Annotated in this window: 13 protein-coding genes; 8 read left to right on the plus strand and 5 right to left on the minus strand. The window is 31.3% G+C overall.

Going from position 1 to position 17,509, the window contains the following annotated elements; genetic code table 11:
• Window positions 1-73 precede the first annotated feature (73 nt).
• A complete protein-coding gene (locus BN1865_RS10615; RefSeq protein ID WP_050637225.1) occupies window positions 74-556 on the plus strand; it encodes a DUF3284 domain-containing protein in 483 nt (160 codons plus the stop codon).
• A 116-nt stretch (window positions 557-672) separates the two neighbouring features.
• Window positions 673-2,733 (plus strand): helix-turn-helix domain-containing protein, encoded by a 2,061-nt coding sequence (locus tag BN1865_RS10620; RefSeq protein WP_050637226.1) that lies wholly within the window; start codon window positions 673-675, stop codon window positions 2,731-2,733.
• A 478-nt stretch (window positions 2,734-3,211) separates the two neighbouring features.
• Here BN1865_RS10620 and BN1865_RS10625 read toward each other — a convergent pair whose 3' ends face one another.
• From BN1865_RS10625 to BN1865_RS10635, 3 genes are read right to left on the minus strand one after another with little or no spacing between them, the layout of a single operon-like run.
• Window positions 3,212-4,306 carry an SIS domain-containing protein gene (locus BN1865_RS10625; RefSeq protein ID WP_050637227.1) on the minus strand — a complete coding sequence of 365 codons (1,095 nt, stop codon included), beginning with the start codon at window positions 4,304-4,306 and terminating at the stop codon, window positions 3,212-3,214.
• On the minus strand, window positions 4,296-5,129 hold the full coding sequence (locus tag BN1865_RS10630; RefSeq protein WP_050637228.1) for a Cof-type HAD-IIB family hydrolase: 834 nt from the start codon (window positions 5,127-5,129) through the stop codon (window positions 4,296-4,298). Before BN1865_RS10630 ends, BN1865_RS10625 begins: the two co-directional genes overlap by 11 nt.
• Window positions 5,126-6,196, minus strand: a complete 1,071-nt coding sequence (locus tag BN1865_RS10635) for a LacI family DNA-binding transcriptional regulator (protein ID WP_050637229.1) — start codon at window positions 6,194-6,196, stop codon at window positions 5,126-5,128. Before BN1865_RS10635 ends, BN1865_RS10630 begins: the two co-directional genes overlap by 4 nt.
• Before the next feature lie 275 nt (window positions 6,197-6,471).
• On the opposite strand from BN1865_RS10635, the gene BN1865_RS10640 reads away from it, so the two are divergent.
• From BN1865_RS10640 to BN1865_RS10650, 3 genes are read left to right on the plus strand one after another with little or no spacing between them, the layout of a single operon-like run.
• Window positions 6,472-7,437, plus strand: a complete 966-nt coding sequence (locus BN1865_RS10640; RefSeq protein ID WP_050637230.1) for an ROK family protein — start codon at window positions 6,472-6,474, stop codon at window positions 7,435-7,437.
• The gene (locus BN1865_RS10645) at window positions 7,430-9,805 is read left to right on the plus strand and encodes a glycoside hydrolase family 9 protein (protein ID WP_050637231.1); all 2,376 of its coding nucleotides are present in this window, start codon (window positions 7,430-7,432) and stop codon (window positions 9,803-9,805) included. Before BN1865_RS10640 ends, BN1865_RS10645 begins: the two co-directional genes overlap by 8 nt.
• 18 nt (window positions 9,806-9,823) lie before the next feature.
• Complete coding sequence (locus tag BN1865_RS10650; RefSeq protein WP_050637232.1) at window positions 9,824-11,125, plus strand: PTS sugar transporter subunit IIC; 1,302 nt, start codon at window positions 9,824-9,826, stop codon at window positions 11,123-11,125.
• Between the two features lie 47 nt (window positions 11,126-11,172).
• Here the strand turns inward: BN1865_RS10650 and BN1865_RS10655 are convergent, their stop codons facing one another.
• Together BN1865_RS10655 and BN1865_RS10660 are read right to left on the minus strand one after the other, a co-directional pair.
• On the minus strand, window positions 11,173-12,276 hold the full coding sequence (locus tag BN1865_RS10655; protein ID WP_050637233.1) for a DUF362 domain-containing protein: 1,104 nt from the start codon (window positions 12,274-12,276) through the stop codon (window positions 11,173-11,175).
• Between the two features lie 170 nt (window positions 12,277-12,446).
• Window positions 12,447-13,277, minus strand: coding sequence for a prepilin-type N-terminal cleavage/methylation domain-containing protein (locus BN1865_RS10660; RefSeq protein ID WP_050637234.1), 831 nt, complete (start codon window positions 13,275-13,277; stop codon window positions 12,447-12,449).
• Window positions 13,278-13,423: 146 nt separating this feature from the next.
• On the opposite strand from BN1865_RS10660, the gene BN1865_RS10665 reads away from it, so the two are divergent.
• From BN1865_RS10665 to BN1865_RS10675, 3 genes are all read left to right on the plus strand, one after another.
• A complete protein-coding gene (locus tag BN1865_RS10665; protein WP_050637235.1) occupies window positions 13,424-14,539 on the plus strand; it encodes an aldo/keto reductase in 1,116 nt (371 codons plus the stop codon).
• An 81-nt stretch (window positions 14,540-14,620) separates the two neighbouring features.
• Window positions 14,621-15,859: an N-acetylmuramoyl-L-alanine amidase family protein gene (locus BN1865_RS10670; RefSeq protein ID WP_050637236.1), complete on the plus strand. Its 1,239-nt coding sequence runs from the start codon at window positions 14,621-14,623 to the stop codon at window positions 15,857-15,859.
• 158 nt (window positions 15,860-16,017) lie between these two features.
• Window positions 16,018-17,427 (plus strand): amidophosphoribosyltransferase, encoded by a 1,410-nt coding sequence (locus BN1865_RS10675; RefSeq protein ID WP_050637237.1) that lies wholly within the window; start codon window positions 16,018-16,020, stop codon window positions 17,425-17,427.
• Window positions 17,428-17,509: the final 82 nt, after the last annotated feature.

The raw sequence follows: 17,509 nt of genomic DNA on the forward strand, positions 1-17,509 counted from the left end.
CAATTGATTAAAATCTATTGATATCTTATAATATATGTAAAAGATAGAGCTGTTGAAGTCAAGGGAGAAACCAATGAAAAAAGAAAAATTAGTTTTAAAATGTTCACAAGAAGAATTTTATAATGCAGTCATTCAAGATTTTAAAAATCAGTATACCAGTATTAAAGAAAAAGAATTAGCAGATGAAAAAATAGTTCCAGGTTTTTCATTTACAAAAAAATTACCTATGAAAAGAAATCAAACAAAACTTAATGTTGCTAAATATAGAGTTTTAGAATGTCTTTATCCACAGAAGTTTGTTATGGAATATCTGAGTCAAACATATCATAAAGTGATTTCAGCAGAGATAAAAGAATATGATAATGAACATGTTGAAGTCTTATTTGGTTCTTTTGATGAAAAATTAAAAGAAGGAATAAAACCAACTCGTCATTTTGGTGAAGATGTGATTGTGAGTGCAAAGTTAAAAACAAAAATGAGTATGAAGTCTATGTTAAAGAATTATAGAAAAATACAAGCTGAAGAAGATAACAAAAACGATATAAATGAGGGTTAGACCTCATTTTTTCGTTAAAAACAGTATATCTACGTAACGTAGAAACAATCAACGAGATGTATGTTGTCTTATCAAAGGCAATTTGTATAATAACAGTGAAGTAGGAGGAAAAGCGTATGGATAGTGTGAAAATAGGTAAATATATAGCCTATAAGAGAAAACAAAAGGGTATGACACAACAAGAGTTAGCAGATATCCTTATGATTACAAATAAAGCCATTTCTAAATGGGAAACTGGTGTAGGAGTTCCTGATATTTCAATATTAAAAGATCTTGCGAAGGCATTAAATGTTACAGTGGATGAATTGTTGGAAGGTGAGGATAATCAGGAACTATCATTGAAAGAAGAAAAACAATATCAAATGTTTCATATTGATAAATCATTATATAAACAATTTATTTATTATCTTTATTATCAAAAGAGAATTCTTGTAATGATAGATATTGTTTTTGGAAGTCTTTTGTTGACAGGTGGTTTTGCAGTTTATTCAATGCATCGTTATATTGGAAATCATATGGATATATTAGGATTTGTATTATCTGGTATAGGGCTTATTATTCTTTTATTACCATTCATTTTTATAAAAATACAATGTGCATTATTTCATGACATTGATGCCAGATATGTTTATGATCGATACGGTATCTTATATACAGGCAATCATGAAGAAAGTAAATATTTTTATCAAGATATTTATCAAGTGATTTTGGGAGATTCTTTTGCTGTTTTAAGGGTCGGAAAACAAAAACTTTTTATAGATATGAAAGACTATTTATTGATACAAGATTATATACAATGTACTAAGCAGCAAATCGTTTCTAAACATGAAAGATATAAATGGTGGATAGTCCTTGTGATGATTGTTGCTATTGTACAATTGGGGTGTTTAGAATTAGGATATCAAGAGGTTTTAAAAAGAATTGGTTTTGAATATATTTTTGATGCATTAGAAGTGACATTTGTGATGTCTATGATTGTATTAACAATATTAATAGTGCTTATTTGTAAAATAAAATTAAATAGAAAAAATATTATGATCTCATTTATCTCAGGACTAATCCTTATCATAGGTACATTCATAATTGGAAATACATTCACAAATTATCAAACCATATATTCATTGTCCCCTCGTTTTACATCACAGTTAGTTTTAAAACAAAATAAAGAAACCGGAAAACTACAAGATTATCATTATACATTTTTATGCTTTGGAAAAAAATCAAATGAAATGTCAGCAAATAAAGATTTAGATATTGATACTAAGTGGCTGACAGGTGATTGTAATCTTGTGACTTATCGTGATAATGATGGACAGGAAAAAACATATGTTGCGACTTATGGTGAAAGAGGGAATGGAATTTCTTATTACAATGTTATTGGAAGTATGTATGGCAATTGGCAAACATTTAATCGAGGAGATAAAAACTATACAATTGATGTAGAAAATGGTTCAATCATAATTCATGATCAAGAACAAGAAATTGTTTTTGCACCACAGGAAATTGAACAAAATGGAACCATTGCGATTACTTTATATAAAGGTTCAAAAGCTCAATATGTCATTGTCCTCAATGAAGATTGCACACTTGATGAAAATTATCTGATTCAAAAAAATGGACATATTACAATTGTTTCTTTAGATGATAAAACACCTGTAGAATTATTTTGTACAACATATAAAGAAGATTCCCAAGTACAAGCAAATATAGATAATGAAATGCGAGAAGAAGCAGTTCGTCTTGTAGAAAAGATGCAGCAAATCATTCAAGAAGATCCAACTTTAGAAAACTTTGAATCAACACAATCTATTTTTAAATTTAAAACAACATCTCAAGATTACTTTGAAATTGCAAAAGATGCATACATAACAGAACAAAATTTATACAATGATGGAAGTTTTAAAGAAGATGGTCAAATTCAAAAAATAACAGTAACGGCAGGAAGTATACAAGATTTCTTTGTTGGATTAGATGTCAGTATATACATAGAAAATGTTTCAACTGGAGAATCTGAAACATCAGGATTAATCCCAGATTATCGAATCATGAAAGCAGATGGTGCTTATTTAGCGGCTAGAATTAGTTATCGTGTTCCAGGTAACGTTGGATTGGCATCGCTATCGACACCTTTGGTGAAGGATGTCTCTCAAGACAAAGATTATCATTATAAAAAGTAAAAAAGGAAATTATTTTCAATAATTCCACCTAACTTATAGTCAATTAAGATTGTTTCTTGCCTTCTGTTTAAAACTATATCTCATTTTCTCCTATCTATCAGATAACACATTGTCTGTAAGCATGATGAGAATCTGTTTTATAGTTCTTTTTTTGCTTCAATAACCAATCCATTTCATTCACTATGACCATGTACTCTTTCTTTGATACTCATTATTGAATTATTTAAACAATTCTTCATAATACAATCTGCTATTTTCCTTATTTTCAATACATCCTTTCTTATCATAGAAACTATGTAACTTTTTGTAATCATAAAGTTCATGCGTATATTGTTTCTATCCCTGTTGCTTAGTGTCAGAATTGTGAATATTTTTACGCCATATTCCCAAATGTTTTTATTTCATGCAATTGTTAGTATTCAAATTATCAAAGTGTCTAAAAAAACATTCCTGCTTTATAGCGGGAATGTTTTGACTTCTATACATAATCTTGTACTGTTGTTTTGCTTTTGACTGCTTGTGAGAAATCTGTATAGATGCGATGAGTTAAATCAATACCTTTAGATTTAGAAACATACCAAGCAAAGATTTGAAAAGGAATGATTAATAAATAAGGAGCTTTGTATTCGTCTAAATCAATATCTAAAGCTAATATATGGTTATCAGTGGCTTGAGAGGCTGTTGACACTGTATAGACATGAGTTGAGTGTTTAGATTCATAGGCTTTTAATAAGTGTAATTTTTCTAAACATGTACTTTTTGCTTCGACAAAGAAGATGCGATGCTCTGGATTGACTTCCAAATATGGTCCGTGCATATAAGCTTCTAAGTCATATCCGGCAGTTGGAACTCGAACAGTTTCACAGAATTTTGTTTCAAATTCTTTAATTGTTCCAACGATAGATCCAAAAGCAACACCTGTAATACGATGAGCATCTTTAAAATCATCAATATGTGATTGAATGAAAGCTTCAGATTTCTTAATAATATCATTAATTTTGTGTGATTCTTTAATAAAATTCTCTATTTCATCTTTTTCTTGTTCAGGAGTTATAAGTCCTTTTTTTACACCTAAATGTAATCCCATTAACATCATTGTTAAAACAGTTGAAGTAAATCCCATAGTGACATATCCCACTTTTTCTTGACCGCATCCAATATCTAAAGTGGCTGTTGTTACTTCTGTAATTTCACTATTTGGTCTACTTGTTACAGAAATTGTTGTTAATTTTGATTGCTTTTGTATTCTTTGTAATGCTTCAATGGTTGATGTACTTTGACCACTTTGTGAAACACCTAAGACAACATCTAAGTGAGGGTTGATTGTTTCATAATTACAATAATTGTAAGGTTCTTGAATATCTATACGAACCTGAGCACATTTCTCAATATAATATTTGGCACTTCTTGCTGCATTAATACTTGAACCAGTTGCAAGGACAAGCCATTCTTCTGATTTGTCTCCGATACGTTTAACAGCATCCTCGACATTTGCTGGGTATGTGCTTAAAATCTTTAACATTGTTTCTTGTTCTTGATAAATATAAGATAACATAGTTGGTTTATTTTCCATTTTCTTTTTCCTCCATAAAATATTGATATAAAAATTGATATACACCATCATCATTGTTTGAAGAAGTCAAATATTTAGCGTGTGCTTTGACTTCATTAGTAGCATTCTCCATTGCAACACTAATTGAAGAGGCTTTAAACATATCAATGTCATTGCCACCATCACCAAATGAAATCGTATGTTGCTGATCAATTTGATAATGTTTTTGCAATTGATGAATAGCCGTTGCTTTTGAAACACCTTTTGGAACAATTTCAATATTGTTCCAAAAAGAAGATGAAACATGAATATTTGTATTTTCAGTTAATTTTTCTTTTACTATTTGAAGATTTTCAATATCATCTTCTGAAATAATAATTGCATTAATATATTCACTGGCATGTTTAATTAAATCTGCTTCATTTTTAATTTTACAGTATGATTCTTGTTTGCCGGAATCTACTCGCCCTTTATCTGTATCATTTTGAAAATAATCAGGTAAGATAGAACTGTAATAAACTGTATTTTGAGTAAAGAAGAAGAGGGGGAGATTGTATTGGATAGCGAGTCTATAAATAGAAAGAGAACTCTCAACATCCAGATTATACGTGATTATTTCATTGTTTAAAGAAAGAACCCCACCATTAGAAGCAATGACACCAGTTTTTGAGCCAATATCTTCAGCAATTTTCATAGCTGAAAGATGCATTCTACCAGTAGCAACAAAAAAGAGATGGCCTTGTTTTTGTAACTGGTGAATAAGATTACGAGTTTTCTTTGATATTGTTTGTTGACTAGTCATTAATGTTCCGTCAATATCACTACATATTAAATATCTTTTCATGACTGATCTTCCTTTAAATAAGTTCCACATGATTCTCTAATTATCAATTCTGGTTCATGGAAGAACTGACTATCATTATCCTGTGAATGAATAATATTGATTAGTTTAGAAACCGCAAATTGGCCAAGATATTCATTGTGCTGATCAATTGTTGTTAAACGTGGGACGTTGTATTCACTATTAGAAAAATAATCACAACTTACAATTTTCACATCAATAGGACAATTCAATCCTGCATCAGTTAAAGCTCTAATTGCTCCCATGGCAACATTGTCATTAATTGCAACAATTGCACTAGGTAATGGAGTATCTGCACCAATTAGCTGTCTCATTGCATTATATCCATCTTTTGTATAGTAATCAGTTAAAATAATATATTCATCTTTAATTCGAGAATAAATAGATAATGTGTTTTTAAAAGCACGTAAACGTTCTTCAGTAATAATAACGCCAGGCTCTCCACCAATAAATGCTATATCACGATGCCCAAGGGCTAATAAATGTTGAGTAAGCGCAATGACCCCTTTTTCATGATTTCTTTCAATAAAGATACATTGGCAGCCAACATGCTTTTGTCCAATAATAATGACAGGAATTTGTTTATGTAAATCATTAAGAGCTTTGATGTAATGAGGATCAACATCAACTTTATCAATCTCTCCACCTAAGATAATCACACCATCAACCTGTTTTTCTTTAATTGTTTTAAAGTTATTAATTTCATAAGTTGATGAGTTTTCATCCTTGTTTTTACCAGCTGTCATTGTATTGACAAGTAATAAAGAATAACCACGTTTTTTACTATATTGTTCAATTTCAAAAATTAAAGAAGTAAAATAAGGGTTAGTAATATCTGGAACAATAACTGCAAATGTATAAGTTTCCTTAGAAACCATACCTCTTGCTAACATACTTGGCTGAAAGCCAAGTTGATCAATAACTTCCTGAATTCTTTTTCTTTTCTCTGGAGCAACTGATGGACTATCGTTTAAGACACGAGACACTGTCGAAACCGAAACACCACTCTGTTTTGCTATCTCTTTAATTGTTACTTGTTTTTTTGCCATAACACGACCTCTTTCTTTTACAGTTATAGTTTAATATACTTGTTTATAAAAATCAAGCATTTTTTGGTAACGTTACCAAAAAATTAAAAAAGGTGTTGACAGCAGATAAAAACATTCGTATACTGTAAATGTAAGCTGATACATTTCCATAAAGCAATGATTATTCGATATTTTTATCAAATAATAGTGATAAATGGGATAAAAACATAGTTGTTTTACGTATCATTTTATTTTATATCGATTTGGTAACGTTACCATATCAGAAAGGAGGGGCAATGAGAACTGTTTTAGGAGTGGATTTAGGTGGAACAAAGATTTTGATTGGAGAGTTAACCTTAACTGGTGAAGTTCTTTCACAAAAAAGTTATACTTCTATAGTTGTTTCACAAAAAGATGCAACTCAATGCATTAAAGAATGTCTACATGATTTTTTATCAACAATTCCATTAATTGGTCAAGTTCAGGCGATTGGTATTGGCGTTGTTGGTCGAGTAGATAGAAAACGGGGAATATGGATAGAGATTCATCCAGAACTTTCACAACAAATTGATTTAGCGAAAGAAATAGAATCAGAATTCCATTGGCCTTGTTATATTGGAAATGATGTCTATTGTGCAACATTATCAGAAAAGATTTATGGAATTGGACAAGAAACTGATGATTTTATTTATTTGAATATTGGGACTGGTATTGCCGCACGTTGTGTTATTAATGGTCAAATTATAGAAGGAAAGAATTTTGATGCTGGTGAAGTTGGTCATATGGTTGTGGATATGAATAGTGATGTTGAATGTGTATGTGGGAATAAAGGCTGTGTAGAAACGCTTGCTTCTGGATTAGGACTGCATAATCGTGTGATGGAACTTATTGAACAATATCCTCATTCATGTATTCAAAAGAAAGAATCAGGCAGAATTGGAGCAATAGAACTTTTTGAAGGCTATGATCAAAATGATGAATTATGTAAGATTGTTGTTGATAGAGCATTAAAAGCAGTTGCTATAACAATTATGAATTTGATTCGTGTCAGTGATCCTGATGCTATTGTTTTAGGTGGTGGAGTTGGTAGCAGTTATTGGTTTATTGAACATTTATTAATGTTAATGAATGCCAAGACAACCCGCTTTATAACAAAAGGAATTCAAAAAACAAAACAAGAAGCGAAAACAATTGGTTTAAAAGGAGCAGCATTACTGGCAATATTAGAAATAGAAAAGGCAGGTGAAGAACATTATGCATAAAGAGTTTTTAGAAGATATATTCAAATCTGGATATATTCATAGACCATTAGAACTAGATGAGAGTCGCTCTTTTGAACAAAGACATAAAGATTCGCATGTTTCCTTAGAACAAGTCCTTTTTTCTCCCAAACATAAAGATTTAAAATGGAAACATCGTGGTCGAGGACAGAGTTTAGTCAATGATAATGAACTTCAATTAACAGCAACTCATATTTATTCTTCATGGCCAGAAGGTGCACCAGACGATGGTGATTATACAAATTATGGACAAGTTACTGCTTACTGTCATTTAGATCATGTTGATATGAATCAATATAATCGTATCTATTTTGAAGTAAAAGCAGATTGTCCAGGAATGGTTAATCCACATATGATGTTAAGTATAAAAAATGATGGACAAATCAAAGTTCCAGATATTTATAATCGTGAAGGATATCATACAATTAATCTCAAAAATAAAGAATGGAATCAATGTTTTGTTGAAATCACTGATTTACCAAGAGATGCAGTTACTGAAATAGCATTCACTGTCTTAATGAATGGAAAAGATCGAGCAACATTAGATGAAATGCATTTCTCTATTCGTTATATTGCTTTGCAACAGGTTGATTCAGCAAGTTTATCATTAGGTTGGCAACCTTTAAAAAATCAAATTATCTATAGTCATAATGGTTATCAGATGACAAGTCATAAGATAGCCATTATGAATGAAACTCAAGAAAAAACTTTTCAGTTAATATGTCAAAAAAACAATCATGTGATTTATGAAAATAAAATTCAAAATATTCAAACAGAGATTGGAACATATGCAATTTTAGACTTTAGTGAATTTGAAATTTGTGGAGATTATTATTTACAAGTTGGACATCTCAAATCAGAAGTTTTTCCTATAGATGATTATCAAGAGCGTTGGGGCGAATCGATTTATAGAAGTTTAAATTTTATCTTTTGTGAAAGATGTGGGTGTCCTGTTCCTGATATTCATGGAAGCTGTCATGAAGATATTTTAGCAACTCATAATGGACAAACTATTATCTTCAATGGTGGTTGGCATGATGCTGGTGATGTTTCTCAACAACTGGTACAGACTGCTGAAGTGACTTTGGCTTTATTTGAAATGAGTCATAAGTTAAAAGAACAGGATAAACAGCTTTATTTAAGGTTATTAGAAGAGGCTGAATGGGGATTTGATTTTATATTAAAAACAAGATTTGGTGATGGTTATCGAGCAACCAGTGCTGGAATTACGAGATGGTCTGATTGTTTGATAGGGAATATGGATGATACTGTTGCAAGAGTTCATAATAATGCATATGAAAATTTTCTATTGGCAGGTATCGAGGGGCAAATCGCTTTATTACTTGATAATAATCGTTTACAGGATAAAGCAATAGCAATTGCACAGGAAGATTATACCTTTGCATTAGAAAAATTTATGCAAGATGGATTTAAACATGAACCAATCTTTTGGGAACATACATACAATATGTCTGAAAGCCTGTTTCTTGCTACAATGGTTTGGAGTAGTTGTATTCTCTATCGATTAACAAATGAAATCAATTATGCTCAAAATGCTAAAAAGTGGGCTGATGAGTTATTAAAATGTCAGGAATGTGATGGTATAGAATTATTTGATAAAAGTGTTTTAAAAGGTTTTTTCTATCGTGATCATACACATCAGGTTATTCAACATTTTAATCATCAGGCAAGAGAACATATGTATGCAAAAGCATTAGATATGTTGGTAGAAACACATATTTGTGATGAGATGGAAGAAATCTATCTTCAAAGAATGAAAGATTATGGGGAATATTTAAAATATTTAATGAGGTTTACTTATCCTTATCCAATGATCGCAAGTGGGGTATATTTAGAAGATGAATATTTAGATGATGAGAGTTTCCATCGCCAACATTTGCTTGTCGGTGATGAGGCAAAAGAAAGTTATTTAGAGCAATTGAAAGAAGCACATCATGTTGCTAAAAACCTTTATGTGAAAAAATTCCCGGTTTGGTTCTCATTTAAAGGCAATAATGGAATTCTTCTTTCAATGGGAAAATCAGCTTCCTTAATTGGAAAAAGATTAAATGATAATGAGTTACTAGAAATAGCTGAAGGGCAATTACAATGGATGGTTGGTATGAATCCATTTGGGCAATCGCTTGTTTATGGCGAAGGTTATGATTATGCTCAACAGTATAGTGTACAGACTGGAGAAATGGTTGGCGAAATGCCAGTTGGTGTACAGACATTTGAAAACGGGGATGAACCATATTGGCCGCAGTTTACGAATGCAACTTATAAAGAAGTGTGGGTTGGATTAGCAGGTAAGTGGATGGATATATTGGTAGATTTCTATAAAAAATAAGAGGAGGAAGAAAATATAATGGAAAATAATCGTTATGTTGATAAGTTGGTTGAAGTTGCTGGAAAGATTTCAAATCAAAGACATATCAAGGCAATTCGTGATGCATTTGCTACAGCTATACCTGTGACAATTGCAGCAGCAGTATTCTTAGTTATTAATTATGTAGTTATTGGTCAAATTGATGGGTTAGCTTCAACCGCATTTGGTCAGTTTATTGGTGAAGTTGGCACACAAGTGAGTAAAGGAACTTTAGATTTCTTGGGAGTTTTAATTACTTTCCTTATTGGTTACTATTTGGCAAAAACTTATGATGCAGATGGACCATTGGAAGGAATGATTTCCGTGGTGGCATTTATTGCTTTAGCACCAAGTGTTGTTAAATTGAGTGAAGAAGCAACAACTATCAATGCTTCTGGAGTTCTCACAACTTCTATTACTGGTTCATCAGCGATGTTAATTGGTGTTGTTTCAGCACTCGTTGCATCAACATTAATGTGTAAATTATCAAGTGTAAAAGCACTTCAAATTAGAATGCCAGATAGTGTACCAACTGGTGTTGCAAAAGCATTTAATGGGTTAATTCCATCAGTTATTGTCATTTCTATATTTGCTAGTTTAGAAGTTGCTATTCGTTGGGGAACAGGAAGTACAGTACCAGATTTAATTGTAACAGTTTTACAAACACCATTAAAATCAGGATTTCAATCTTTACCAGGAATCTTATTCTATGTATTCTTATCTACTTTTGTATTTATCTTTGGTATTCATGGAGCATTTGTATTTGGAGCTATTTCAGGACCAATCTTATTACAGGCTACGGTTGAAAATAGTACGGCTATTGCTTCAAATTTAGCACCAACAAACATTGTGACTCAATCATTCTTAGATGTTTATGTTTACATGGGTGGTGGCGGAACCATGCTATGCCTAGTTATTGCATTGTTCATATTCTCTAAGCGAGATGATGAAAAAATGGTGGCTAGAATTGGTGGAGTTCCAAGTTTATTTAATATTTCAGAACCAATCATGTTTGGATTGCCAGTTGTATATAACCCAATCTATGCAATTCCATTTTGTCTAGTTCCAATATTCTCAACATTAATTGGATATTTTGCAACAGCATGGGGATTAGTTGGACATACAATTGTTCCAATTCCTTGGGTAACACCACCACTTCTTTCTGGTTTCTTATCTACTGGGGATATTAGAGGTGCAATTGTTCAACTTGTTATTTTAGTTGTTGGAATTGCAATTTATACTCCATTTGTTATTATTTCTAATAAAGCAGCTAAAAAACAAGCGACAGAAGTTATTGAATAAAGAAAAAACGTTAAATCATTATATCTATGGTTTAACGTTTTCGTTCATTATTTAACTTCGATTAATTCATATTCTCTTGTTCCAATACCGATCTTTTCAGCATGCTCTAGACAAGATTTCCAATTTGTTTCAGGTGATACATCAGTAAAATGATCGTGATGATCATGACCGTGTTTATCTAATAAACTATTTGCAATCGCAGGTTGTTTATTAACCGCATCAGCACAAGCCTGATCTAAAGCGACAGGGTCAAATGAAGCAAACATACCAACATCAGGTACAATTGCAATATCATTTTCACTATGACAATCACAATATGGTGAAACATCAATAACCAAAGAAATATGGAAACATGGTCTACCATCTATAACAGCCTTAGCATATTCAGCCATTTTACAGTTCAAAATATCATTAGCCTCATCCATACTTGCTTTAATAGCATCTTTAGGACATACACCAATACAACGACCACAACCAACGCATTTATCATGATCAATAGATGCTTTGTGATCTGTAATATGAGGAGCATCATGAGCACAAATCTTAATACATTGCCCACAACCAATACATAAATCCTGTTCAACAGAAGGTTTACCAGCACTATGCATTTCCATTTTACCAGCACGAGAACCACATCCCATACCAATATTTTTAATAGCACCACCAAATCCAGTTAATTCATGTCCTTTAAAATGACTTAAAGAAATCACAATATCAGCATCCATAATCGCTTGCCCAATTTTGGCTTCTTTCACATATTCACCATTAACAGGAACAATTGCTTCATCAGTTCCTTTTAATCCATCAGCAATAATTGTATGAACACCAGTTTGAAATGGATTATATCCATTAGTATAAGCACTATCTAAATGATCTAATGCATTCTTTCTACCACCAACATATAAAGTATTACAATCAGTTAAAAAAGCTTTTCCGCCTAATTCTTTTACATAGTCACAAACAACTTTTGCATAATTAGGTCTCAAATATGCTAAATTTCCAGGTTCACCAAAATGAATCTTAATAGCTGCATATTGATCATTAAAATCAATATCTTCAAATCCAGCTTTTTTCATCAAATACTTTAATTTTTCTGGAAGATTCATTCTACCAGTATGCATATCACAATAATAAACTTTTGACTTTTCCATAACTTGACCTCCATCTCCTATTCGCTTACATTGTAGCACCTGGAGTTAACTCTATGTCAAGAAAAAAGTGTTCTCTTTTATAAAACATTTAGGTTTTGTTTTAATTGTCATTTACTATTAATTTATCATATAATAAAAAACAATGGATAAATATATCACATTGTTTTTTATTAGTCTATTTTTTTCCATCTATCTGTTAATTCAAATTCTCCCTCACGAACATATCCATTTCCATCAGCTTTATTTGGATTATAATTATGAGTGAAATAATAATATTCACCGTTATAATAGATAAGTGGACCTTGTCCAGCGCCATAGATTTCACCACGTGAACTTTTTGTATCAGCTACAAGGACAATATTTCCAGTTTTATCATATACAGGCTTCCAACTTAATTTATCAACATCGGCATAGGATCTAGAAGTTAGCATCTCTTGTTCTTGTTGAGATAATTCTAAATATTTATTACCATGTTTTTCATAATATTCTTTTTGCAATGATCTAGTACGATTTTGATCAAGAGTAGAACCGTTTTTATTAGGTATATTACTCATGTTATTTTCGGTGGCTAAACGATTTAAATAAGCAAAATAGTCTTGAACATTATTGATAACAAGATCGCCACTTACAATTTTATATTCTTGATTTTCATATAAAACATATAAACCGTTTGATGCTTTGTAGAGAAGTCTAGCAATTTCTTTATTAGTTACAGTCACAGAACCTTGAATTTCTCCACCTTCATCAACAAAATCTTCTATCCACTTATTATCAGTAGCATTTAGAGATATGTTTTCGTCTTTTGTCTGAGAATATTTTTCAATAACCCTTTTTTGAGCAGCAGTAACAATAGCATGTGTTTCTGTTAGGGCTGGAGCTTCTTGTGCAGTATCTAAATATTTTAATAAAGAAGGCACAGCAACAGCCATAAGGACAGCTAATATAACAACAACGACAATGATTTCTATAAGTGTAAATCCTTTTTTATTATTTTTTAACATAAATCCACTTCCTTAAGATGAGTCTATCACAAATAGGATTTATAATCAATTGAAGATGATTTTAAAAATCTTTTTCAATATCAGAAAGACTATTTCTTTTTGTTTTTAATTAGCCTATACTATATTATAGATATGGAGGATGGGTTATGGAAAAAAGAAAATTTGATAAATTAGGAATTGAAACTTCTTTATTAGGGTTTGGTTGTATGAGATTTCCTTTGGATGAAAAGGGAGATATTGAAGAAGTAGAAGCTGAAAAAATGATTGATTTGGCTATTGGAAATGGTGTCACTTATATTGATACAGCTTATCCTTATCATAATGGGGATAGTGAACCATTTGTAGGAAGAGTATTGAAGAAATATAATAGAGAAAGTTTTAGATTAGCAACAAAATTACCTGTATGGAATATTCATAGTCAAGAAGAAGCAAGGGAATTGTTTGAGTCTCAATTAAAAAGATTAGATGTGGATTATGTTGATTTTTATTTATTGCATGCTTTAGATGCTGATAAATGGAAAAAAGTATTAGAATATCATATTATTGATATGTGTGAAGAGTTGAGAAGTGAAGGGAAAATTAAATATTTAGGATTTAGTTTTCATGATGAGTTTAATGTTTTTGAGGAGATTATTAAGTATCATCATTGGGATTTCTGTCAACTTCAATTAAATTATATGGATATGGGAATTCAAGCAGGTCAAAAGGGTGTTGATTTGGCTAATGAGTTAGGTGTTCCTTTGGTTGTTATGGAACCTATTAAAGGTGGATCTCTAGCAAGTTTGCCTGAAGATGTGACAAAGATGTTTAAAGACTATAATCCAGAAGATACACTTGCTTCTTGGGCACTTCGTTATGTTGGAACGTTACCAGGTGTGAAAGTGATATTAAGTGGAATGTCTACTTTAGAACAAGTTGAAGATAATTTAAAGACATTTAATCATTATCAAAATTTATCATCAGAGGAATTAGAAATTGTTAATAAGGTTGCTGAAACGTTACATTCACGTACTCAAAATGGATGTACAGGATGTGCATATTGTATGCCTTGTCCATTTGGTGTTGATATTCCAAGTAACTTTAAATATTGGAATAACTGTTTTGTATATGATGATGAAGCATTGTTTAAAGGAAAATATGAAAAGATGGCTGATAAAGCAAAAGCAAGTAATTGTAAGGAATGTGGCGCATGTGAAAAGATGTGTCCACAACAATTACCAATTAGAGAAGATTTGAAAAGAGTTGTGAAAGACTTTGAATAAGACTAAGGAGATAGAAATATCTTCTTTTTCTTTATGAGGATATAAAGTATGCTAAAATAAGGTAAAAGGGGAGTGATAGTTATGAAAAAAATTGTCATTATTATTTTAGGAATTGTAGTGATTATTGGGGGATATTTTGTTTATGATCAAACGAGATTTAAAGCAAGTGATATTGTTTTAAAATGGAATGATAAAAAGGAATTTGAATATGGGGAATCTGTTGATTCAAATTCATTAGTTAAAGAGAGTTCTGGAGAAGTAACATGTCAGGTTGCTTTGGATACAATGAGGGTAGGGAAACAGGATCTTGTTTTTGTTATGAAAGAAAATGGAAAAACAAAGGAATTTCATCTTGAGGTGGAAGTTAAGGATACAAAGGCTCCACAGATTGTTGTTACAAAAGAAAAAGATAATGTGGCATATGGTTCCACATTTGAACCACAAAAATATATAAAATCAATGAATGATCCTATTGATGGTGAATTGCCATATAAAAGAATAAATGATGTTCAAGAAAATGATGTTTATTATTATACTTATCAAAGTGATGTGAATACAAAACAACCAAAAGATTATATAGTTCACTATATTGCAGTAGATAAAAATAATAATAAGACTGAAAAATCAATCACAATTACTGTTCAAGAAGAGAAAAATCAAAACATCAATTCTTCATCATATACACCAACACCTAATAATAAGGTTATTGTCATTGATCCAGGTCATCAGGGAAAAGGGAATAGTTCTAAAGAAGCAATAGGTCCTGGTTCTTCTACAACAAAAGCCAAAGTAACGACTGGAGCAACTGGAGTATCTTCAAGAAAAGCTGAGTCACAAATGAATTTAGAAATTGCTTTGAAGTTAAGAGATGAATTAAAAGCTCGAGGATATACTGTTGTTATGACAAGAACAAGTCAAAATGTTAATATATCTAATCAACAAAGAGCTAAAGTAGGAAATCAAAACAATGCAGCGGCAGTTATTCATTTGCATTGTGATAGTTCAAATAGTTCTAGTATTAGAGGTGCTCATACGATTGCTGTTTCTAAGAAAAATCCATTTTGTCCACAACTATATAGTGCTTCATCATCGCTTGCACAAAAGGTTATTAACTCATATACATCAGCAACTGGAATAAAGAGTCGAGGGGTATCTTATCAAGATGATTTAACTGGTTTGAATTGGAGTACGGTGCCAGCTATTTATATTGAAATGGGATTTATATCAAATTCAACTGAGGATAAATTATTGTCATCTTCATCTTTTCAAAAGAAGTGTGCTCAAGGAATTGCGAATGGAATAGATCAATATTTAAAATAATTTATTTTGATAATGGATATGTTTAAGTATTAATCATTAGAGTTATTTTGATAAAGAAAGCGGTATCTTATAAAAAAGCATGATTATATGTGGACTTTCAAAATAAAATCAACTAAAATAAGTGTGTAAAATTGACGATAATAAAGGAGATTTGATATATGAGTGGTTTTTTTGGTGTGGCATCTAAAAATGATTGTGTAATGGATTTGTTTTTTGGTGTGGATTATCATTCACATTTAGGAACACGTAGAGGTGGAATGGCGGTTTATGGAAAAGATGGATTTAATAGATCTATTCATAATATTGAAAATTCACCTTTTAGAACTAAGTTTGATAAAGATGTTGATGAATTTGAAGGAAAAATAGGAATTGGGTGTATTTCTGATAATGAAGCTCAACCATTGTTGGTCAATTCACATTTAGGATCTTTTGCAATTACAACAGTAGGAAGAATTAATAATTTAGATGAATTAAAAGATAAATGTTTTGAACATGGGAAAACTCATTTCTTAGAAATGAGTGGGGGAGTTATTAATCCTACAGAAATGGTTGCGGCAATCATGAACCAAAAGGAATCTATTGTTGAAGGAATTAAACATGTTCAAGAAGTTGTCAAGGGATCAATGAGTATATTGATTATGACAAAAGATGGGATTTATTGTGCAAGAGATAAATTTGGGAGAACCCCTGTTATTATTGGCTCAAAAAATGATGCACACTGTGTAACGTTTGAAAGTTCTGCGTTCTTAAATTTAGGTTATCATCATGAAAAGGATTTAGGACCTGGAGAAATTGTTTTTATGACGCATGATTATTTAAAACAAGAACAGGCGCCATTTGAAAAAATGAAAATATGTTCATTTTTATGGGTTTATTATGGTTATCCAACATCTACATATGAAGGTGAAAATGTTGAGATGATGCGTAATCGCTGTGGTGAACTTTTAGCAAAACGCGATGATGCTCATCCTGATTATGTTGCTGGTGTTCCTGATTCTGGAATTGCTCATGCAGTAGGGTATGCAAATCAGTCTGGAATTCCTTTTGCTCGACCATTTATTAAATATACACCAACATGGCCACGTTCATTTATGCCATCAAGTCAAGGTCAAAGAAACTTAATTGCAAAAATGAAATTAATTCCTGTTCAAGAATTGATTAAAGATAAGAGTTTGTTATTGATTGATGATTCTATTGTAAGAGGAACACAGTTAAGAGAAACAACTGAATTTTTATATGAATCTGGTGCCAAAGAAGTTCATGTAAGACCTGCTTGTCCACCAATCTTATTTGGCTGTAAGTTCTTAAATTTCTCACGTTCAAGTTCAGAAATGGATTTAATCACAAGAAGGGTTATTCGTGATTTAGAAGGAAAAGAAGAAATTAGTGAAGAAGTTTTAAAGGAGTATGCGAATCCAGATAGCCAAAGATATCAATCAATGTTAGAAGAAATTCGTAGAAGATTAAAATTTACATCTTTAAGATATCATCGTTTAGATGATATGGTTGAATCTATTGGTTTAAAACCATGTGATTTATGTACATATTGTTTCAGTGGTGAAGAATAAAAAAAGCATCGGCATATAATGCTGATGCTTTTTTGTGAAATCTTTGATTGTTTGTTAATGTTCAACGATGATGTTACCAAAA

Source organism: Candidatus Stoquefichus sp. SB1, from assembly GCF_001244545.1.
Taxonomy (GTDB): domain Bacteria; phylum Bacillota_I; class Bacilli_A; order Erysipelotrichales; family Coprobacillaceae; genus Stoquefichus.

Excerpts from the sequence above, each read along its gene's own strand:
- BN1865_RS10650 (WP_050637232.1), top strand. The coding sequence starts at position 9,824 with ATGGAAAATAATCGTTATGTTGATAAGTTGGTTGAAGTTGCTGGAAAG.
- BN1865_RS10645 (WP_050637231.1), top strand. The coding sequence starts at position 7,430 with ATGCATAAAGAGTTTTTAGAAGATATATTCAAATCTGGATATATTCAT.
- BN1865_RS10620 (WP_050637226.1), top strand. The coding sequence starts at position 673 with ATGGATAGTGTGAAAATAGGTAAATATATAGCCTATAAGAGAAAACAA.
- BN1865_RS10640 (WP_050637230.1), top strand. The coding sequence starts at position 6,472 with ATGAGAACTGTTTTAGGAGTGGATTTAGGTGGAACAAAGATTTTGATT.
- BN1865_RS10675 (WP_050637237.1), top strand. The coding sequence starts at position 16,018 with ATGAGTGGTTTTTTTGGTGTGGCATCTAAAAATGATTGTGTAATGGAT.
- BN1865_RS10670 (WP_050637236.1), top strand. The coding sequence starts at position 14,621 with ATGAAAAAAATTGTCATTATTATTTTAGGAATTGTAGTGATTATTGGG.
- BN1865_RS10615 (WP_050637225.1), top strand. The coding sequence starts at position 74 with ATGAAAAAAGAAAAATTAGTTTTAAAATGTTCACAAGAAGAATTTTAT.
- BN1865_RS10630 (WP_050637228.1), bottom strand. The coding sequence starts at position 5,129 with ATGAAAAGATATTTAATATGTAGTGATATTGACGGAACATTAATGACT.
- BN1865_RS10625 (WP_050637227.1), bottom strand. The coding sequence starts at position 4,306 with ATGGAAAATAAACCAACTATGTTATCTTATATTTATCAAGAACAAGAA.
- BN1865_RS10635 (WP_050637229.1), bottom strand. The coding sequence starts at position 6,196 with ATGGCAAAAAAACAAGTAACAATTAAAGAGATAGCAAAACAGAGTGGT.
- BN1865_RS10665 (WP_050637235.1), top strand. The coding sequence starts at position 13,424 with ATGGAAAAAAGAAAATTTGATAAATTAGGAATTGAAACTTCTTTATTA.
- BN1865_RS10655 (WP_050637233.1), bottom strand. The coding sequence starts at position 12,276 with ATGGAAAAGTCAAAAGTTTATTATTGTGATATGCATACTGGTAGAATG.
- BN1865_RS10660 (WP_050637234.1), bottom strand. The coding sequence starts at position 13,277 with ATGTTAAAAAATAATAAAAAAGGATTTACACTTATAGAAATCATTGTC.